The sequence below is a fragment of the Bradyrhizobium sp. NC92 genome, from assembly GCF_025200865.1.
Classification (GTDB): domain Bacteria; phylum Pseudomonadota; class Alphaproteobacteria; order Rhizobiales; family Xanthobacteraceae; genus Bradyrhizobium.
In genome coordinates, this window is the sequence record NZ_CP104171.1 from 5384893 (window position 1) to 5403406 (window position 18514).

Below are 18514 nucleotides of genomic sequence, written 5' to 3' on the forward strand. Positions count from 1 at the left end.
ATCAGGCCAGAAGGCCGGCGGCGCGCAGCGTCATCAGGAAGAAGGTGCCGCTCATCATGCTCCAGAACCCGGCGATGAGGGTTGCCATCATCACGAACTCGACGCGGCGGCTTTCCACCCGCATGCCGCGCAGCGTGTTGCGCATGATGATGAAGGGCGCGGCGAACACCAGGAACGGAACCGCCGCGAAGGTTTTCGGCGCCACGCCGTCCTGCAGCAAGCCGAAGCCGGCGGGCCGCTGCGCGAGCGCCTGATATCCGTTCACGAGCGCGCCCGCGAGCGCGAAACCGATGCAGATCGAGAAGAAGGTGTTGAGAGCTTCAGGTGTCATCGGAACTGCTCCGCCCTTACGCAACGCGCGTGCCTTCCTGTGACAAAGAGTGCGCCTTAACGCTACATTATCCTTAAGGAAAGGTTAACGCGGCCGGCCGGCCCGCGCAGGGGCCGTCCCCGCTTCCCGCAGCCGGGAACGCTCCGCGAAACCGCCGTCGCATGGCATATTCGCCGCTGATTCGTCGGCCATCGGCCGACCTCCGGTCGACCTTGCGCAATTCATGACCTTGTTCTCGGCAGCTTCCCTCAGGTCCCCTCGCACGCGCACCCGGGCGCACGTCGTCCCGATCGTGCTCGGCGGTGCTGCCGCGGCGTGTGCGGTCGCGCTCGTCGCCTATCTGTTGTGGCCGACCTGGGGCAGCGTCGGCGCGAATGCCCCGGACAAGCTGCCGGTGAGCGTCGGCGGCACGTTGTTCAACCTGCCGGTCACCGCGATCCGGATGAAGATCCAGCGGCACTCGGGGCCGCAGGAACGCATCGATCTCGACTTTCTCTTTCCCTCGCTGGAGCCGCCCGGCGCGCCCAAGCACGTCACCTCCGACACGGCGGAAGCGGCGCTGCAAGCGATCGACCGCATCTTCCTGTCGATCGCGGCTCATCACGATGCGCTCTCGCCCGAGCAGCGAACGACGACGATCTATCCGCGCTATCTCGACCAGGCAGCAGTGATGCCTGCGGACGGCCTGACGATGCGGATGTTCCGCACCGACACGCCCTACGGCAGCGAGGACCTCTATTCCGCAGCAAGCCCCGCGCTGACCGCGCGCTGCACGCGCGATGCCGCCACCCCGGGCATGTGCCTCGCCGAGCGCCGCGTCGGCGGCGCCGACCTCACCTTCCGCTTTCCGCGAAGCTGGCTGTCGCAATGGCGCGACGTGGCGGCGGCGATGGACAGGCTGACGGCGCAGCTGCGCGGGCCGCGGGGCTGAGCGGGGCCGGCTGGAGCCTCCAAAACAAAAAATCGAAAACAACCCCATGCACAGTAGCCAAGCGTGGGCAGCATCGAGCTTTTTCGTATTTTTCGAATAATGATTGACCTGTCGGGGCAAAACAGGGCATGATGCCACGATGCGGTGGCCCACTAGGGGGGTCCGGCGTCTTTCACCGGCACCGGGGTTTGCCCGGATGGCCGCATGGATATGTGACTGATATCACTGAGCACAGATTGCGTTTGGCTATCCTGCGAATTCTGACGCTATTGCATTCGGGGGCTGGAATGCGGCTTCGGCTGTTTGTTTTGTTGATTGTTGCGATCTGGGTCGGAACCGGACCGGCGCTGGCCGAGAAGCGCGTCGCGCTCGTCGTGGGCAACTCGGCCTACACGAACGTGGCGAGGCTGGCGAACCCCGCTAACGATGCCGCCCTGGTCGGCGGCATGTTCAGGAAGGCCGGGTTCGATATTGTCGACATCAAGCTTGATCTGAACGTCGTCGACATGCGCAAGGCATTGCGCGAGTTCGGCAGCAAGGTCCGAGATGCGGACGTTGCAGTCGTCTACTATGCCGGCCATGGCATCGAGCTTGACGGCACCAATTATCTGATCCCGACCGATGCCGCGCTGGAGTCCGACACCGACGTTCTCGACGAGGCGTTCCCGCTCGACCGGGTGCTGTTTGCGGTCGAGCCGGCCAAGCAGCTGCGCCTCGTCATCCTGGACGCCTGCCGCGACAATCCCTTCGCCAAGACGATGAAGCGTACCATCGCTTCGCGTGCCGTCGGCCGCGGGCTCGCCAAGGTCGAGCCGACCAGCCCGAACACGATGGTTGCCTTCGCGGCCAAGGCGGGCTCGACTGCCTCGGGTGGTGATGCGAAGAACAGCCCGTTTGCCACGGCTCTGGTCGACCGCCTGCCGACGCCGGGGCTCGACCTCGGCAAGGCCTTTCGATTCGTTCGCGATGATGTGCTCAAGACCACCGGCAACAAGCAGGAGCCGTTTGTCTACGGCTCGCTCGGCGGCGACGACGTGGCCCTGGTTCCGGCCAAGCCAATCGTCACCGGCCCTCAAGCCAATCCACAGGACACCGTACGTCGTGATTATGAGCTGGCGCTTCAGCTTGGTACGCGTGACGGCTGGACCGCCTTCCTCGCTAGCTTTCCCAGCGGTTTCTATGCCGATCTCGCCAAGGGTCAGTTGAACAAGATTGCCGCCGAAGAAACCCGCGCCGCCGCTGCGGAGAAGGCCAGACAGGCCGAGGACGAGAAGGCAAAGCTGGCGTCCGACCGCGCCAAGAAGGCCGAGCAGGAGAAAGCCGCTGCGGCCGCGAAGGCGGCTGAGGACGCCAAGGCTGCGGCGGAGAAGGCCAAGCAGGTCGAGGAAGCCAAGGCAGCTGCTGCCGAGCAGCGCAGGAAGGACGCAGAAGCGGCTGTCGCCAAAGCCTTGGCCGACAAGCAGGCTGCCGAAAAGGCGCTCACCGAGAAGATGGCCAGCGAAAAAGGCAGCATCCGAGCTAGCCGCAAAACAGGCGGCGGAGAAGGCTCAGCGTGACGGTGAGCAGAAGGTCGCGGCCGTGGCTCCGACTCAATCGCCGCCCACTCTCTCGCCGCTGGAGACTACCAAACTGGTGCAGTCAGAGCTGCGCCGCGTCGGCTGTCTGGCGACACCGGCGGACGGCGACTGGAATGCGTCATCGCAGCGCTCGCTGACGCTCTTCAACAAATATGCCGGCACGAAATTCGACGCCAAGCTCGCGAGCTTCGACGCGCTCGATGCGATCAAGGCCAAGCCGGGCCGGGTCTGCCCGCTGGTGTGCGACCACGGGTTCAAGGCTGATGGCGACGCTTGCGTGAAGATCACCTGCCGCGCAGGCTATCGCGTCAATGACGACAATGAATGCGAGAAGATGCAGGACAAGAAGCCGGTCGCGGCCCGCGAGGACGCCAAGAAGCGAGATGCGGAGCGGAAGCAGACCGAAGCTGCACCCGCGAAGCCGTCTGCATCTGGACAAATGGTCTGTAACAACGCGGGCTGTCGTCCGGTGAAATCCGGATGTCGGATAGTCCGAGACATTAAGGCCAATTCGGCATCACAACTAGTAGAAGTGTGCGACTGAGAGGCCTTCGCGAGACCCAAGCGGGGGCGCGACGCCGCATCTACTCCTGATCCACCAGGTCGTCCTCGAGGATCGCCATCTGGAACTGGAACGAGCGATCGTCGTCCTCGTCGTCGACGAAGAGCACGCCGATGAATTCCTCGCCGATATAGACTTCGGCGGAATCGTCCTTCTTCGGCCGCGGCACGACGCGGATCTTGGGATTGCCGAATACGCGCTTCAGATACGCATCCAACTTTCTGACTTCTTTGACGTCCACGGCAAGTCTCCGATCGAAAATGGTCGGCGGGTTTTAGGACGAGACGCGGCGAACCGCCAGCACGAATTGTCAAAGAATTTTGGGACGAAAAGGGCCGGAAAATCCGGCCCTTCGCAGCGTCAAAAGCCCGCTCAGAGCCCCATCGCGTTGATCATCTGGTCCATGGTGCGCGACGGCTCGGCGCAGCCGGCCTCGCCGACGATCTTGGCCGGAACACCCGCGACGGTGACGTTGTGCGGCACCGGCTTGACCACGACCGAGCCGGCGGCGATGCGCGCGCAATGGCCGATCTCGATATTGCCGAGAATCTTTGCACCGGCCCCGATCAGGACGCCGTGCCGAATCTTCGGGTGACGGTCCTCGTTCTCCTTGCCGGTGCCGCCGAGCGTGACGCCGTGCAGGATCGAGACGTCGTCTTCGATCACAGCCGTCTCGCCGCAGACGAAACCGGTGGCGTGGTCGAGGAAGATGCCGCGGCCGATGCGCGCGGCGGGATTGATGTCGGTCTGGAACACCGCCGAGGATCGGCTCTGCAGGTAATAGGCGAAATCCTTGCGGCCCTTCAGATAAAGCCAGTGCGCGAGGCGATGGGTCTGGATGGCGTGAAAGCCCTTGAAGTAGAGCAAGGGATCGATGAAGCGCGAGGTCGCGGGATCGCGGTCGTAGACGGCAACGAGATCGGCGCGGAAGGCGTTGCCGAGATCAGGATCGTCGCGCAGCGCCTCGGAATAGGCCTGGCGCACGAGATCTCCCGACAGTGCGGAATGATCGAGCCGGTCGGCGACGCGGTGGACCACCGAATCTTCGAGGCGGCCGTGATGCAGCACCGCCGAATAGATGAAGGTCGCAAGCTCCGGCTCGCGTCGGACGATGTCCTCCGCTTCGCCGCGGATCCGGTCCCAGATCGGATCGAGCGATGCGAGCTTTCCTCCCGGATTGACCTGATGCACTGCCATGGATTTTCTCTTTGGAATTTTGCTCTACGAATGGGCGTCTATTGCTCTCTGTATAGCACAGTCTAGGCGACAAAGTCCTGACGGGCTTGCCTGAGAGTGAACAGCATCTTGCCCCACAGAGCATGCCAAGGCCTTGAAACACAACAGTTTCTTTTGACGCCCCAAGCGGCAAGGTCGGCTCAAAGTGGTCAGAGTTTCGCCAAATTCAAGCCGGGCGGCCTCAAACTATTGGTGAATTCTCTTTGAGCCGTTATTGGGGTCATTGATCCGAAGCGAGGCTGGGAGCGGATTTGAGCATCACCACCGATCAATTGCGCGCGCGCGCAGCTGATACGTTTTGGCTGCGGCTTGCGGCGGTGGCCTTGCCACTTCTCTTGCCCCTCCTGATGATCGCGCCGGCGGTCTGGAACGGCTATCCGCTGTTGCAATGGGATACCGGCGGCTATCTGGCGCGCTGGTACGAGGGCTACCTCGTCCCCAGCCGCTCCACGGTGTTCGGCCTCTACCTGCACTATGGCGAGGGTTTTGGCTTCTGGATCAACCTCGCGGTCCAGTCGCTGGCGACGCTGTGGCTGCTGCAGCTCACGCTTCGCGTGCTTGGTTTGATGCAGACCTTCCGCTTCGTCGCGATCAGCTTCTGCCTGATGCTGTCGACCGCGCTGCCCTGGCTTGCGAGCATGCTGCTCACCGACATCTTTGCCGGGCTCGCCGTGCTGTCGCTGTTCCTGCTGGTGGTCGGCGCAAGCCGCACCTCGTCGCTCGAGAAGATTTCGCTGTTCATCTTCACCGCCTTTGCCGTGGCGACCCACAGCGCCACGCTCGGCGTGTTGCTGGGGCTGTGCGCCGCCGGCTGGATGATGCGGCCGTTCGTGGGCGGGCGGCTGCCGCTCGCCGGATTGACGCAGGCGAGTCTCGCCATCGTCGCGGGCGGCCTGATGCTGGTGTCGGCGAATTATGCGCTGTCCGGCAAGCTGGCCTGGACGCCCGGCGGTTACGGCGTCGCCTTCGGCCGCATGATGCAGGACGGCATCGTCGCGCAATATCTCAACGACCATTGCCCGCGCGAACACTACAAGCTCTGCCCTTACCGCAACGAGCTGCCGGCGAGCGCCGACGAGTTCCTGTGGGGCAAGAGCATGTTCAACACGCTCGGCCGTTTCGCAGGCATGAACGAGGAGATGGGCACCATCGTCGTGCAGTCGCTGAAGGATTATCCGGCCTGGCAGGCCGGCGCGGCGCTGCGCGCGATGGGGCAGCAATTGCTGCATGTGGCGACCGGCGAAGGCACCAACGGCTGGATTCCCCACACCCGCGGCATCATCGAGCGCTACATCCCCTCACAGGCCGCGCCGATGCGCGCGGCGCGGCAGCAGAACTGGGGTGTCAATTTCGATTACGTGAACTGGCTGCATGTCCCGGTCGCGCTGGCCTCGATGCTGGCGCTGGTCGCGCTGCTTGCGCAAGCGCTGGCGAACCGCCGGCTGGACGATCTGACGCTGCTGGCTGGAACGGTGACGCTGGCGCTGCTCGGCAACGCCTTCATCTGCGGCGTGATCTCAGGGCCCCACGACCGCTACGGCGCAAGGATGGTATGGGTCGCGACCTTCGTGGTGCTGATCGCAGCGGCGCGGCGTTGGGGACCTGGCGATGCGGGCCAGGACGTTCGCCAACCAGGCGGCCGCCATCGGCATTAGCAGCTTGCGCTTCGTCGAGGTCGTATTTCCATGGAGAAACGCCGCGCGGTTGCGTCGCTCGGATCGACTGGACTGCCGCCTGCCCTGTGCGGCGGTAACAACCGCGCTGTTTGGATTCAAAAGGGGGAAAATCTATGCATCGTGTCGCCTGCACCATTGCGGCCGCGTTGACGGTCCTATTGTCGACCCGGCTCGAGGCTGAAACGCTCTCGTTCGAGAGCGTTGTCTCTCCCTCCGAGCGGACCGCAATTCTGACTGGCACCTTGTCGCTTCCTCCAGGGCCCGGGCCTTTTCCCGTGGTCGTCTTGATGCATCCCTGTGGCGGGCTCGACCGGTTTGGCGTGGCGACGCTTCAGGCGCACGCGAAGAACCTGCAAGCGGCCGGCTTTGGCGCATTCATTCTTGATAGTTTCGGGCCGCGGAATCTCGGCGGAGGAAAGGGTTGTGGACTGGAGGCGTCCCGCTTTCGAAAGGACGATGCCTTTAACGCGAAGGCTTTTCTGGAGAGGAACCCGAAAGTCAGCAAGGACAATCTATTTGCGCTCGGCTTGAGCAGCGGAGGTAGCGCAGCGATCGAGATCGCCAGGGGGAAAGCCGAAGCCCGATTTAGAGCCGTGGCGGCCTATTACCCGGAGTGCCACGCATTCAACCCGAACTTCGCGATACAATCGCCGCTGTTGATCTTCGTTGCCGGGAATGACGACTGGACGTTGCCAGACGGCTGCCTGCGAGCCAAGAACATCAAGTGGGTGGCCGGCGCCGAATTTGACGTGGTCGAGTATCCGAACGCACATCATGGCTTCGATCAACAGCGCGACCGTCCCTTCAAATACAGAGGACACACGCTCGCCTACAGCCCCGACGCCACGGCCGACAGCCGAAAACGAGTGATTGATTTTTTCGTTCGCCACCTGACGGATGAGCTCAAGACAAAAATGCGGAAGGATCGCAACTGATCCTTTGGGCCCAGGTCGGCACGTTCGAGCAGCTAGCGTCTACAACGTAAAAGATACTGGGCGAGGACGTCAAAGCGCGTGGGCAACTCAGGCAACATGGCCTCACCCGCGCCGTGACAAGAACTTCAGCACGCCGGTCTTGTAGACCTTGTCGCGCACCGTCACCGTAATTCAACCGCAATTTTTCACGTCTCCTTGGCGAGCGCGAACAGCCGGAAATCCTCGAGCGCCGCGTGCCGATGCGGGGCGGCTTCGCGCCGGTAAGTCTCGGTGTCGACGATCGAGCGGAAGGTGGCGAAATCGCCGTATTCATTGATCGCCGCTTCGTCCCAGCGTTCGCCTGACGCGCCGACGAGGCTCGTGAGGACCGGCCCGGAAAACATCCGCGCGAGCGGCTTGCCGGCCGCAAGACGCCGGAATGCCGGCCTGTAGCGTTCATGAAAAGCCTCGCGGCCCGAGCAGGGCGCGGCGTCGAATCCGTCCTCGTAACGCGCATGCGCGCGGTAGCGCAGCAGATTGAGCATATAGACCGGCTGGCCGGGTGGAATCGCGCGCTCGGCGGCGTCAAGGGCTTGCAGGGTGATTTCGATGGGGTTCATGGGACTTCCCGCGTTTTAAAGCGCCGCAGAATGCGCGCTGACGCTCCCTGAATTAGCCGTTCGGGAATGTCTCTTGTAGTGATCGCCTGGCCATGGCTATGTGGACTACATGTCCACAACGACTTTACCTCCCGACCTCTCGCGTCTCCTCGCCTTCGTCCGCGTCGTCGAGGCGGGCTCGTTCGCCGAAGCCGCGCGCCGGGCGGGGACGACCACCTCGGCGATGTCCAAGGCGGTCGCCCGCTTCGAAAAGGCCCACGGGTTGCGGCTTTTGCATCGCTCCACCCATTCGTTGGCGCTGACCGAAGAGGGCGACCGGCTGATGGCGGCGGGACGCGCCTTGGTTGAAAGTCTCGCCCATGTCCAATCCGCGCTCGGCGAAGTCGCGCGCGACGATGGCGGACGGGTGCGCGTGACCGCCCCCGCTTCGTTCGCGCGCGCCTGCATCCTGCCGCGGCTGCCCGCGTTCCTGCGGGAACGACCGGAGCTCGAGATCGAGGTCAAATTCCGCAACGAGATTCTCGATCTCGCGGCGGAAGGCGTCGACGTCGCGATCCGCTCAGGGCCCCTCGACCGCGCGCCCGGCCATCAGGCGCGGCGGCTTTGCACGTTCTCCTGGATCGCCTGCGCTTCGCCCGCCTATCTGAACGCGCGCGGCGCGCCGGCCACTCCCTTTGAGCTTTCCGCGCACGACCACGTCGGCTTTCGCAATCCCGCGAGCGGTCAGATCCTGACCTGGCGCTTCGCCGATCCGCGCGGGAAAGGACCCATGCGCGTCACGCCCAAGCCCAAGCACATTTGCGACGACGCGCATGCTTCGCTCGCTTTGATCGCGAATGGGTTTGGGATCGGCTGGGGGCCATCGTGGCTCGTTGGCGAAGACATTCGCACCGGCCGGCTGGTCGAAGTGCTGGCGCCCTGGCGCGCACCTGAGGAACCGCTATGGATGGTGCGTACCTCCGACCGCCGCCCGCCGCTGCGCACGCAGCGCGTCATCTCGTTCCTCAAGACGCTTCCCGCCTTGTTCAGCGACAAGGCGGTGTGAAGCAGCTTTGCCGCCTCACCCCCGCCGCGCCAAAAACTCCAGCACGCCGGTCTTGTAGACCTTGTCGCCGACCGCACGCATGTGGTCGCGGTTCGGAATGTCCAGCACTTCCGCGCCGGGGATGATGGCGCCGAGCGCGCTGGCGCTTCCTGCGACGTCGTCGGCGCTGCCGACTGCGATCAGCACCGGCACGTCGATGCGCGCGGCTTCCTCGCGGGTCATGAGATCGCGCGTGCCGCGCAGGCACGCGGCGAGCGCACGGCGGTCGGAACGGGTCTGGTCGGCGAACGCGCGAAACGTGCGGCCGACGGGATCGGTGACGTCATCCAGCGCGGGCGCCTCCAGCGCCTTCGCCACGTTCTCGCCGGGGCCGCTGCCCTCGATCAGGCCGCCGATGCCGATGCCGCCGAGGATCGCCGAGCGCAGGCGCTGCGGCTCGTTGAGGGAGAGCCAGGCCGTCATCCGCCCGCCCATCGAATAGCCCATGATGTCGGCCTGCGGGATGGCGAGATGATCCATCAGCGCGAGCACGTCGCCGGCCATCACGGGAATCGAATATTGCGCGGGCTCGTAGAGCTTTGCGCTCTCGCCGTGGCCGCGATTGTCGAGCGCAATCACGCGCCGGCCGTTCTTGCGCAGTTCCGAAACCCAGGTCGGGTAGACCCAGTTCACGTTCTTGCTGGAGGCAAAGCCGTGCACCAGGATGATCGGATCGCCCTCGCCTTCGTCGAGATAGGCAATTTCAACGGCGCCGTTGTGAAAGCTCGGCATCATCAGTTCCGTGAGGTCTGGAGGGGAATGGCTGATCTTAGAGCACGATCCGGACAGATGTGCAGCGGTTTTTCCGCGCGACAAACGCGGAGCGCGCTTGCGCGGAGATCATGCTCAAACAAGGACCCGGAGTGCGCCGACGATTGACCGCAATTTCGTCCGCTTTAGGCCTTGAGAGCCGCAGCTTCCAGCGCAGCTTCGGCGGCGATCTGCGCGCGGCGAAGCCGCCGCGCTCGCCTGCGATCGCACCAGGCCTGGGTCAGGCGCTCGGTCGTCGCCTTGATGGAGGAGAGCAGGCCGAACAGGGTCACGACCGCGCCAAACAGCCAGAGCGCCAGATCGAACGCGCCGCCGACGAGCAGCAGCGCGCCCCGGCCGAGCAGCTTCATGATCGCACGCGTCTTGCCGCCTTGCGCTTCCGCAAGCCGCGCCGCGCGCGCGACGTCCTTGGGGCCCTCGGCGATGCGGAGCGTATCCATCGCCCCGCGCGTGCCGGTCTTTCCGGCGACGCGCGTGACGTCCTTGCCGAGGCGGACCAGCGCACCGGCCTTCTCGGCGCGGAACGCGGCCTTGATCGCGCTCACGGTCTGGCCCGGCCGCAGCACCGAGCCCGATGCCACCGCGTTCCGGAGCATCGGCGTGTCGACGACCTCGCGCGCGGACCGGCCGGCCCATGCGGCGAGCCCCTCGCCGAGCCGTCCGAGCTTGCGCGCATCCTTCACCAGCGTCAGTCCGGCGCGCACCGGCGCGGCACCGCCGACGGAGACGTAGGTTGCCGCCGTCACCGCAAGGCCGGCCGCCGCAAGAGAGAGCACGAGGCGGTCGGTCTCCTCACCCATGGCGAGGTGCTTGCCCTCGCGCACCACGTCCCTGATGTCGCCGAACACGAACAGATCGCCGGCCACGGTCCCGGACAGGCTCGCGACATCGTCCGCGTTGCCGGTGACGAGACCGGTGGCGAAGCGCTTGGCGAAATGCGAGTTGGAATTCTCCGCTTTCACGGCGTCGCCGACGCGGCTCAGGAAATCGTCGGGAAGCGCGATGTTGCGGTCACGCGCCAGCGCCACGAAACTGTCGGCGAGATCGGCATCGCCGGCGGCGAGCGCGGCCTCGATATTGTCCTGAACCAGGCGGTCGTTGTGCCGCAGCACTGCATCAAGCTTCAGCTCGGAGAGTGCGGCCGGATCGTCCTGGGCGGCCAGGATCGCGCCGGCCTCGCGGGCATGCGGCGCCACCTGCGCAAGCATGAAGCCGCACGCGGCCACTCCCGCCAACGCCGTACTGATTCGAAACCACTTCATGTGGAAAAGCCCGGATGCCCTTGGATGCCCGCGCGGAACGATACGCCTTTCGTCCCGATTTCACGCAACCACAGAGATAGTATGCCAAAATTGCGACACAACGTCCCCGACGAAAGAAGGGCTTCTCTCAGGCCGCAAGATTGTGTCGAATTTGCATGAGCCAATGAGCATGGGGCGCTTGCGGAGCTTTTCGGTTCCATTGGACTAGCAATCATCTGCACCCGCCAGTATGGTCCGCGGCGCCTCAAAGATGCCGCGTCAGTCGTTGATTGTGTCTGTCGCCTCTGCCACTCCAGGATGAACTACGATGTCCGACCATGTCGTCCCGCACTTCCATAACGATGCCGGTGTCCCCGTCATCGAGATCGGCTCGCAAGAGTTCATGTGCGTGGGCGCCAACCCTCCGTTCGACCATCCGCACGTCTTCCTCGACCTTGGCAACGACAACGAGATCATCTGCCCCTATTGCTCGACGCTGTACCGCTTCGCGGCCGACCTGAAGGCGGGCGAAGCCCGCCCGCCGGAATGCGTGCTGAAGGACAAGGTGGCCTGACCGCGTCCACCGGTTAAGGGGTGGCGCTCTCCCGAACGATTGTCATCGCCGGTGCCGGCATCGGTGGCCTGACGGCCGCACTCGCGCTCGCGGCGCGCGGCTTCCGCATCGTCGTGCTGGAAAAGGCCGAACGCCTCGAGGAAGTCGGCGCCGGCCTGCAGCTCTCGCCCAATGCCAGCCGCGTGCTGGTCGAGCTCGGCCTGACCGAACGCCTCAAGCTGCGCGCCGTCACCCCGGAGGCGGTTTCGATCATGAGCGCGCGCGCCGGCGGCGAGCTGCTGCGCATGCCGCTCGGCGAAGCCGCATCCGCGCGCGCCGGCGCGCCCTATTGGGTGGTGCACCGTGCCGACCTGCAATCGGCCCTCGCCGGCGCCGTTGCCGACCATCCCGACATCGACCTGAAGCTGGGCGCGACGTTCGAGGATGTGGCGCCCCATGCCAAGGGCCTGACGGTGGTCCATCGCAGCGGCACGATCCGCCGCAGCGATCTCGCCAGCGCGCTGATCGGCGCCGATGGCATCTGGTCGACGGTGCGCCAGCATCTGTTTCCCGAGGTGCAGCCGCGCTTCTCCGGCCTGATCGCCTGGCGCGGCACGCTCGATGCCACGCAACTGCCGAAGGACTATACCGCGCGCCGGGTGCAGCTCTGGATGGGACCGAACGCCCATCTGGTCGCCTATCCGATCGCGGGCGGACGCCAGATCAATGTGGTCGCGGTGCTGCCGGGCACCTGGAACCGGCCGGGCTGGAGCACGCAAGGCGATGTCAGCGAGGCGATGGACGCCTTTGCCGGCCCACGCTGGCCGCCGGCGGCGCGGATGATGCTCGCCGCGGTCGACAGCTGGCGCAAATGGGCGCTGTTCGGCGTCCCCGACGGCTGCCCCTGGAGCAAGGGTTCGGTGGCGCTGCTCGGCGATGCCGTGCATGCGATGCTGCCGTTCGCAGCGCAAGGCGCCGGCATGGCGATCGAGGATGCCGCCGTGCTCGCCCGGCACTTGAGCCTCGAGGCCGCCGAGAGCAGCAAAGAGGTTGCCGCCGCGCTGACGCAATACGGCCGTGCCCGCCAGGCGCGGGTGCGGCGGGTGCAGCGGACCGCGCGGCAGCAGGGCCGCATCTATCATCTCAGTGGACCGCTGGCGCTCGCACGCGATCTCGCGATCCGCGCGCTCGGCCCGGAACGCATGCTGGCGCGGCAGGACTGGATCTACGGCTGGCGACCCTGATGCGAACCGCGCGCGGCAGGATGCCTCAGCGGGCGGCCTTGCCGGATTTCGCTGCGGGCTTGGCGGCGGCCGCCGGCGATGCCGGAGGCGGCGGCTCCTCAGGCGGCGACTCCCGGCATCTGTTGCGGCGCCAGGCGTCCTCGGCCATTTGGGCCTGCCCGCGCACGGCGACATAATCGTTGCGATAAGCGAGCTCGGACACGACCGCGCCACCGGTCCCGGTCTCCGCCTTCTGCATCAGCGCCCGCAGATCGTCAGTGCGCTTGGCGAGCCCCTTGCGCTCGGTCTCCAGCTGCTTGCAATCGTACAATTCGTATTTGGCGGGATCGGCGAAGGCCGGCGCGATCGTTTCGCTCACGCTGGCGCAGCCGGACAGCGCGAGGCCAGCCGCAAGCAGCGCGAACAGCGCGCCATCGCCGCGCAGCGAAGAGGAAAACGAAGCAGCCATGCCGGATGAATAGCCCCCGTGGATTGAGAATGCCTAAAGCAGCAACAGATGTCCGGATTGAGGCTTTGCCTTGTGCGCCCGGCTCGCTTAAGGAAGAACCGTCCTTTCGGCTGCGAACGCGCCAATTCCAGACCGCCGGAACGGACTTAAGTGTTTGATCTCGTTGGATCAAGCGGGCATGGCGGAATTGGTAGACGCAAGGGACTTAAAATCCCTCGGTGCGCAAGCGCTGTGCCGGTTCGACCCCGGCTGCCCGCACCATCGATTGGCTCATCCCTGCTCGAGTCGCTTCGGCTCGGCGCGGAAATCGAGCAGCACGATCCAGAAGCAGATCAGCGCGGTGGCGAGGAGGATGAAGGTGCCCTCGATCGGCGCTCCCAGAAGCGAGACCAGTGCCGGCAAGGCGAGGCCGACGCTGAGACTGGCGGCGAGCGCCAGGGGCGGAAGATCGACGATGAGGATCGCGGCATAGAGCGCGAGCTCGAAGAAGGCATATTCCTTCAGACGCGGCGAGCTGAGATAGAGCGCGAACATGGCGAGCACCGTGATGCGCATGGCCGTGCGCGGGTGATCCATCAGCCAGCGATCGAGCTCGGTCGGGAGCGATGTCCATCTCCGCGCCGATCCGCTCGCGGCCGCGCGCAGGACGGACTGCGCGAACGGCACGAGCACCAGCGCGAGTGCCGCGAGCGCATAGGCCGCCAACATCGCCGGCTTGCTGTCGCCGAAGCCGGCCTGGGCCATGAGGTCGCGCGCCAGCAGCAAGAGCGACGGATTGGTCTCCACGAGACCGACCGCATGCTGGCCGGGAATCTGTCCTGCGATCGCGAGCAGCCAGCTCGCGAACAGATCGGGATACAGTAGCCGCGACGCCGCGACCGGCAACGCGAAGGCGACCGCGCCGACCGCGATCAGGGCCAGCTTGCGGCCACGCGGCAGCGGCAGGAAATAGAGCGCCGCCAGCACCGGGAAGAACACCAGCTTGAACGAGGTCACGAGGCCGAGCAGCGCAGCGCCGCCGAGGCGCAAGGAAAAACTCGGATCTCGTCCGGACGCGAGCGGACGCAGCAGGAGCTTCAGCGCGATCGCGGTCAGCACACCGCTCAGCAGCGCAAAATTCCCCGACGCCAGCACAAATTCGAAACCGACGAACGCGCCAAGCGCGCAGAGCACTTTCAAGCCGGCATCGCGCGCGCTGGGACGCGTCCGGCCAAGGCCGGGCAGAAGCAGCCCGCAGAGCACGGCGAGAACGAGATAGATGCTTCTGTAATGATCGACCAGAACGCCGCCCGCGCAGAGGGGACGGAAAACGTCCAGCGTCACAGGCAGATAGGGGTAAGAATAATTGGTGCCCTTCAGGTTCTTGACGAAGTAGGGATCGAGCCCTTCGGCATGCGCATCGACGGCTGCGCAATTGACCCGGACGTCCCAGCCATATGGCAGGTCGAGCGAGGCATCGTTGGCGAGATTGCCGAGCGCCAGCAGCGCCGTCAGCGCGATCAGGCAGGCAAGCCACGCGTTGCGCTTGCCGGCACTCGCCGCAGGCGCCAACCATCGTGCTGCACCGGACATGTCGGACACGAGCGATACCCTGCTTGGCCTGGCTTCTCTCGGCGCCGTTGCGGCAGCCGGTCCGACCACAATGGACAGGACGTGTTGCCGATTCATCTCCCCGGCGCGTGGTGCGCGATCTTTGCGCGATCTTATGGTGAATCCCTGGTTGCCGGGCCCTACCCTCGTTGACGCGGTTTCGGAAAGCGCTTCTATGCGCGCCGCGATCGGTCGAGCATGACCATGGCCGGCAGCGGGGGCCTCACCAGGTCTTGATCGCCCCTGCTCCGCCTGCCAGCCATCCCGAAACATGGGTTGTGCAACGCAGCATCAGGGCTAGATAAGTCCTTCGATTGCAGGGGTAAGCTTCTTGTCTGACGTCAATGCCGACGATTGGGTGTCCGCTGGACACCGCCCGATGGGTTTTCCGGAATTCGTCATCGTGATCGCGTCCATCATGGCGCTGAATCCGCTCGCCATGGACATGATGCTGCCGGCACTGCCCAATATCGGGGCCGCCTTCAAGATTCCGGTCGAGAACCATCTTCAACTCGTGCTGTCGACCTTCCTGATCGGCTTCGGCGCCGGCCAGTTCGTCATGGGTCCCCTGTCGGACCGTTTCGGTCGCCGGCCGGTGCTGCTCGGCGGCATGGCGGTCTATGCGGTGGCGAGCGTGCTGGCGGTCGCCGCGCCCTCGTTCGAGACGCTGTTGCTGGCACGTGCGCTCCAGGGGCTGGGCACCTCGGCGACGCGCGTGATCGCGACCTCGATCGTGCGGGACTGCTATGTCGGCCGCCGCATGGCGAGCGTGATGTCGCTCGCCATGATGGTGTTCATCGCGGTGCCCGTGGTCGCCCCCTCGTTCGGACAGGCGGTGCTGCTGGTGACGGCGTGGCGCGGCATCTTCGTGGTGCTGATGCTCTATGGCTTGCTCGCACTCGCATGGTGCGTGCTGCGGCTGCCTGAAACCCTCCCCCAGTCCGAGCGCCGATCGCTGGCGCCCGCGGACGTGCTCTCGGCGTTCCGGCAGACCGTGACCCATCGCCAGACCATCGGCTATGCCACCGCGGCCGGTAGCGTCATCGGCGCGCTGTTCGCCTATGTCTTTTGCGCCCAGCAGGTCTTCACCGGCATCTATCATCTCGGCCGATATTTCCCGCTCGCTTTCGCCGCGATCGCCGCCGGCACCGCCATTGCCGGCTTCCTCAATGCGAGGCTGGTCGGCCGGCTCGGCATGCGCGTCATCTCGCACGGCGCGCTGATGCTCTACACATTCGTGGCCGGTGTGATGCTGCTGACGGAATGCCTCGGCGTGCTGCCACTCGCCTTGTTCATGGTGCTCTCCGCCCTGATGATGTTCTCGTTCGGCATGATGGTCGCCAACTTCACCGCACTCGCGATGGAGCCACAGGGCCACATCGCCGGCACCGCCTCCTCGCTTTACGGCTCGATCACCACGCTGATCGGAATCGTGGTCGGCATGGCGATCGGGCAGAGCTTCGACGGCACGCTGCTGCCCTTCTCGATCGGCTTCTTCCTGTCCACCCTCGCCGCGGTCGCGATCGTGCTGGTGGTCGAGAAGGGACGGCTGTTCAGGCCGCAGCATCGTCCCGTCTGAGGAACCAGGAGGCGGCCTCGATGTTGTCCTGCAGCAATTCTAGAGGATGCTGTAATGGAACTGGAACATCGCGAAGACCACGCCGAGGCAAAGCTTCAAAATGTGGAGCCGTCTGAACCGCGGGCCGAGCAGGTCACGTTCACCGCGCCTCTTGCGAGCGAGGGGCTCGAGCAGGTGCGCGACAGCCATTGCTAGGTCAAATCGATGGCCGCGCCGGGCGAGGGCTTTCTCCTCTTGGAGATTGTCCCGTCGTGGAAGCACCCTCTCCCCAACCCTCTCCCGCAAGCGGGAGAGGGAGCGCACCTCGGTCGCTGCAGCGAATTGATTTCATTTCATCGCATTTCAGAACGACCTCTAGTGGGTTCCTCGCCGGCTGGCGCTGAAATCATCCGCAGCGCTCGGTGCCGGGCTTGCTTGCGGCAGCGCCATCAGCACGATCACCTCGCGAGACACGCCAAGCCGGCCCCATAGCGAGGCCTGCACGGTGAACTCGCGCCTGACGAAACGTCCGCCACGGGCGGACACCCATTCCAGCCAGCGATTGCAGTGCTCCTGCCCCTGGAAACAGAGTGCGGCCCAGCCGCGGTCCAGCGTCGTCCTGCGCGGCAGGCCCCAGGTGTATTGATGCGCGAACGGCCGCGCGTAATAGGGATGGTCCGGGCTGTAGAACGCCGTCGCGAAGGCGAGTGCATCGTCGCCGCTGACGGCGCTCAGCGGCTCGCCGGTCACCTCGCGCCACTGGCGCGTTAATTCGTTGGCCGCCTGCACGTAAAAATTCCGGCCCTCTTCATAGCCGTGATCGTTGCGATGGACGGCATGGATCGGCGCCGCGACCAGGACGGCGGCGAGCGCAGCGCCGGCAACGATCATCGTGACGTTGACCGTGTGGAAGCGCTCGATCGGATAGCTGGTGCCGCAGACCACGAGAATGGCGAACAGGAACAGGCCCTGCAACGCCCAGAGTGACGGCAAATCGGTGCCCATCACAAGCGACGTCAGCAGCGGAAGCACGATCGTGCCGATCGCGACGTAGAACAGAAGCCGCAGGCCCGGGCTCATGGCCGCGAAGTCGGCCGGAAACTGCCTCAGGCGCGGTCCTGCGATGAGCAGCCAGATCACGGCCGATATGCTCATCGCCGCGGCCAGTCCGAGCAGAAAGTTTCTCACCTCGTGGAGTGAGGTTGCGAGGTTGCCGTTGGCATGCGCCAGCGCGTAGGTGAAGGTCGAAGCGCCCGTGGTCGCGAGCCAATGGATGTGGGGCGACAGCACCGCGAGCCCCACGACCACCGATATCCATGGCGAAGCCGAGCTGAAATAAGCGCGCCGCGCCGGGTGCGCCAGCGCGGCGAAGGCCAAGCTCGCGACGAGGAAGATCGAGTAATATTTGCCGACCATCGCCAGCGCGGTGGTGCATCCCGCCGCGATTGCCCAGGGCCAGGCGCGCGTCTCGAATGCGCGCAGGAAGCACCAGGTCGCAAGCGGCCAGATTGCCAGCAGCACCGAATTGGCATTGAAGCGCTGGGCGTGAAATTGATAGACCGGCGTCAGCATCAGGAGCAGCAGCACCAGGACGCGCCTGTGCCCGGTCACGAATTGCCGAGCGATGCGGTCGACGAAGACCAATGCAAGCCCGGCATTGGCCATCGCCATCAACTGCAACGACCAGTCGCTGAGTGGGAAGACGGAGGTCCAGGCGGCGGCAATCCAGCCGCTCAAGGGCGGGTGCTTGTGATAGCCCCAGGCGAAATGCCGGCCCAAGGTCCAGGCCTCGAGCGTATCGGGGTGCAGACCGCCGCCGGCATAGGCGATCGCCAGATAGAGCGTCCAGATCACAACGAAGCAGGCGATGAGAAGCGGCACGGCCCAGCCGGCCTCGACACCGTCGAGCCAGCGCAGGAACGGCCGCCGCCAACGCGCCGGTGCGCGATCTGACCGTTCGGCCATCGCCTGAAGTGCAAAATCGATCGGCACGGGAATCAGATTTGAAGACGGAAAAAAGGTGCGCGCGGACGACGCATCTATTTCAGGATTGAAGCAAATAGCAAGAATTGCAGATTGGAAGGGTTAAAAGCACGCGCCTTCTTAGCCGAAAAGACAGCGGCGCCGCTGATCAGCGGCGCCGCCTTTTTGTCCGAGGTCACGAAGGAGGTCCCCGGC

Annotated in this window: 18 protein-coding genes, 1 tRNA gene and 1 pseudogene; 10 read left to right on the top strand and 10 right to left on the bottom strand. The window is 65.1% G+C overall.

Annotated elements, in window-relative coordinates:
• Window position 1: 1 nt before the first annotated feature.
• The gene (locus N2602_RS25420) at window positions 2-331 is read right to left on the bottom strand and encodes a DUF6949 family protein (protein ID WP_212258119.1); all 330 of its coding nucleotides are present in this window, start codon (window positions 329-331) and stop codon (window positions 2-4) included.
• A 223-nt stretch (window positions 332-554) separates the two neighbouring features.
• On the opposite strand from N2602_RS25420, the gene N2602_RS25425 reads away from it, so the two are divergent.
• Window positions 555-1262 carry a hypothetical protein gene (locus N2602_RS25425; protein ID WP_260379793.1) on the top strand — a complete coding sequence of 236 codons (708 nt, stop codon included), beginning with the start codon at window positions 555-557 and terminating at the stop codon, window positions 1260-1262.
• Between the two features lie 287 nt (window positions 1263-1549).
• Window positions 1550-3383 (top strand): annotated as a pseudogene (locus N2602_RS25430) (caspase domain-containing protein).
• Between the two features lie 40 nt (window positions 3384-3423).
• Here N2602_RS25430 and N2602_RS25435 read toward each other — a convergent pair.
• Both N2602_RS25435 and cysE read right to left on the bottom strand, forming a co-directional pair.
• Entirely contained in the window at window positions 3424-3642 is a 219-nt protein-coding gene (locus tag N2602_RS25435; protein ID WP_007602550.1) for a DUF3126 family protein, read from the bottom strand.
• Window positions 3643-3773: 131 nt separating this feature from the next.
• The gene (gene cysE, locus N2602_RS25440; RefSeq protein ID WP_172783075.1) at window positions 3774-4598 is read right to left on the bottom strand and encodes a serine O-acetyltransferase; all 825 of its coding nucleotides are present in this window, start codon (window positions 4596-4598) and stop codon (window positions 3774-3776) included.
• 290 nt (window positions 4599-4888) lie between these two features.
• Between cysE and N2602_RS25445 the strand changes: the two genes are divergently transcribed.
• Window positions 4889-6292, top strand: coding sequence for a hypothetical protein (locus tag N2602_RS25445; protein WP_260379794.1), 1404 nt, complete (start codon window positions 4889-4891; stop codon window positions 6290-6292).
• Between the two features lie 134 nt (window positions 6293-6426).
• Complete coding sequence (locus tag N2602_RS25450; RefSeq protein WP_260379795.1) at window positions 6427-7248, top strand: dienelactone hydrolase family protein; 822 nt, start codon at window positions 6427-6429, stop codon at window positions 7246-7248.
• A 185-nt stretch (window positions 7249-7433) separates the two neighbouring features.
• On the opposite strand, the gene N2602_RS25455 is transcribed toward N2602_RS25450, so the two are convergent.
• A complete protein-coding gene (locus N2602_RS25455) occupies window positions 7434-7847 on the bottom strand; it encodes a hypothetical protein (protein WP_260379796.1) in 414 nt (137 codons plus the stop codon).
• Between the two features lie 109 nt (window positions 7848-7956).
• Between N2602_RS25455 and N2602_RS25460 the strand changes: the two genes are divergently transcribed.
• Window positions 7957-8892, top strand: a complete 936-nt coding sequence (locus N2602_RS25460) for a LysR family transcriptional regulator (protein WP_260379797.1) — start codon at window positions 7957-7959, stop codon at window positions 8890-8892.
• Between the two features lie 15 nt (window positions 8893-8907).
• Here the strand turns inward: N2602_RS25460 and N2602_RS25465 are convergent, their stop codons facing one another.
• Entirely contained in the window at window positions 8908-9663 is a 756-nt protein-coding gene (locus N2602_RS25465; protein WP_172783070.1) for an alpha/beta fold hydrolase, read from the bottom strand.
• 164 nt (window positions 9664-9827) lie between these two features.
• Window positions 9828-10964 (bottom strand): hypothetical protein, encoded by a 1137-nt coding sequence (locus tag N2602_RS25470; RefSeq protein ID WP_260379798.1) that lies wholly within the window; start codon window positions 10962-10964, stop codon window positions 9828-9830.
• Window positions 10965-11271: 307 nt separating this feature from the next.
• Between N2602_RS25470 and N2602_RS25475 the strand changes: the two genes are divergently transcribed.
• Together N2602_RS25475 and N2602_RS25480 are read left to right on the top strand one after the other, a co-directional pair.
• Entirely contained in the window at window positions 11272-11517 is a 246-nt protein-coding gene (locus N2602_RS25475) for a zinc-finger domain-containing protein (protein ID WP_007602543.1), read from the top strand.
• Between the two features lie 20 nt (window positions 11518-11537).
• The gene (locus N2602_RS25480; RefSeq protein WP_260379799.1) at window positions 11538-12740 is read left to right on the top strand and encodes an FAD-dependent monooxygenase; all 1203 of its coding nucleotides are present in this window, start codon (window positions 11538-11540) and stop codon (window positions 12738-12740) included.
• 25 nt (window positions 12741-12765) lie between these two features.
• On the opposite strand, the gene N2602_RS25485 is transcribed toward N2602_RS25480, so the two are convergent.
• Window positions 12766-13188: a twin-arginine translocation pathway signal gene (locus N2602_RS25485; RefSeq protein ID WP_260379800.1), complete on the bottom strand. Its 423-nt coding sequence runs from the start codon at window positions 13186-13188 to the stop codon at window positions 12766-12768.
• 172 nt (window positions 13189-13360) lie between these two features.
• On the opposite strand from N2602_RS25485, the gene N2602_RS25490 reads away from it, so the two are divergent.
• A tRNA-Leu gene (locus tag N2602_RS25490) sits at window positions 13361-13449 on the top strand.
• Window positions 13450-13458: 9 nt separating this feature from the next.
• Here the strand turns inward: N2602_RS25490 and N2602_RS25495 are convergent.
• Window positions 13459-14760 carry a hypothetical protein gene (locus tag N2602_RS25495; protein ID WP_260383714.1) on the bottom strand — a complete coding sequence of 434 codons (1302 nt, stop codon included), beginning with the start codon at window positions 14758-14760 and terminating at the stop codon, window positions 13459-13461.
• Between the two features lie 349 nt (window positions 14761-15109).
• Between N2602_RS25495 and N2602_RS25500 the strand changes: the two genes are divergently transcribed.
• Together N2602_RS25500 and N2602_RS25505 are read left to right on the top strand one after the other, a co-directional pair.
• On the top strand, window positions 15110-16357 hold the full coding sequence (locus tag N2602_RS25500) for a multidrug effflux MFS transporter (protein WP_172783066.1): 1248 nt from the start codon (window positions 15110-15112) through the stop codon (window positions 16355-16357).
• 54 nt (window positions 16358-16411) lie between these two features.
• A complete protein-coding gene (locus tag N2602_RS25505; protein WP_172783065.1) occupies window positions 16412-16552 on the top strand; it encodes a hypothetical protein in 141 nt (46 codons plus the stop codon).
• A 159-nt stretch (window positions 16553-16711) separates the two neighbouring features.
• On the opposite strand, the gene N2602_RS25510 is transcribed toward N2602_RS25505, so the two are convergent.
• On the bottom strand, window positions 16712-18301 hold the full coding sequence (locus tag N2602_RS25510; RefSeq protein WP_260379801.1) for a glycosyltransferase family 39 protein: 1590 nt from the start codon (window positions 18299-18301) through the stop codon (window positions 16712-16714).
• Between the two features lie 74 nt (window positions 18302-18375).
• Entirely contained in the window at window positions 18376-18498 is a 123-nt protein-coding gene (locus N2602_RS25515) for a hypothetical protein (protein WP_260379802.1), read from the bottom strand.
• Between the last annotated feature and the right edge of the window lie 16 nt (window positions 18499-18514).

What these genes read in the sequence shown, in the direction of transcription:
- N2602_RS25485 (WP_260379800.1), bottom strand. Translation starts at nt 13,188, where the DNA reads ATGGCTGCTTCGTTTTCCTCTTCGCTGCGCGGCGATGGCGCGCTGTTC.
- N2602_RS25505 (WP_172783065.1), top strand. Translation starts at nt 16,412, where the DNA reads ATGGAACTGGAACATCGCGAAGACCACGCCGAGGCAAAGCTTCAAAAT.
- N2602_RS25460 (WP_260379797.1), top strand. Translation starts at nt 7,957, where the DNA reads ATGTCCACAACGACTTTACCTCCCGACCTCTCGCGTCTCCTCGCCTTC.
- N2602_RS25470 (WP_260379798.1), bottom strand. Translation starts at nt 10,964, where the DNA reads ATGAAGTGGTTTCGAATCAGTACGGCGTTGGCGGGAGTGGCCGCGTGC.
- N2602_RS25455 (WP_260379796.1), bottom strand. Translation starts at nt 7,847, where the DNA reads ATGAACCCCATCGAAATCACCCTGCAAGCCCTTGACGCCGCCGAGCGC.
- N2602_RS25420 (WP_212258119.1), bottom strand. Translation starts at nt 331, where the DNA reads ATGACACCTGAAGCTCTCAACACCTTCTTCTCGATCTGCATCGGTTTC.
- cysE (WP_172783075.1), bottom strand. Translation starts at nt 4,598, where the DNA reads ATGGCAGTGCATCAGGTCAATCCGGGAGGAAAGCTCGCATCGCTCGAT.
- N2602_RS25510 (WP_260379801.1), bottom strand. Translation starts at nt 18,301, where the DNA reads ATGGCCGAACGGTCAGATCGCGCACCGGCGCGTTGGCGGCGGCCGTTC.
- N2602_RS25450 (WP_260379795.1), top strand. Translation starts at nt 6,427, where the DNA reads ATGCATCGTGTCGCCTGCACCATTGCGGCCGCGTTGACGGTCCTATTG.
- N2602_RS25475 (WP_007602543.1), top strand. Translation starts at nt 11,272, where the DNA reads ATGTCCGACCATGTCGTCCCGCACTTCCATAACGATGCCGGTGTCCCC.
- N2602_RS25425 (WP_260379793.1), top strand. Translation starts at nt 555, where the DNA reads ATGACCTTGTTCTCGGCAGCTTCCCTCAGGTCCCCTCGCACGCGCACC.
- N2602_RS25495 (WP_260383714.1), bottom strand. Translation starts at nt 14,760, where the DNA reads ATGTCCGGTGCAGCACGATGGTTGGCGCCTGCGGCGAGTGCCGGCAAG.
- N2602_RS25465 (WP_172783070.1), bottom strand. Translation starts at nt 9,663, where the DNA reads ATGCCGAGCTTTCACAACGGCGCCGTTGAAATTGCCTATCTCGACGAA.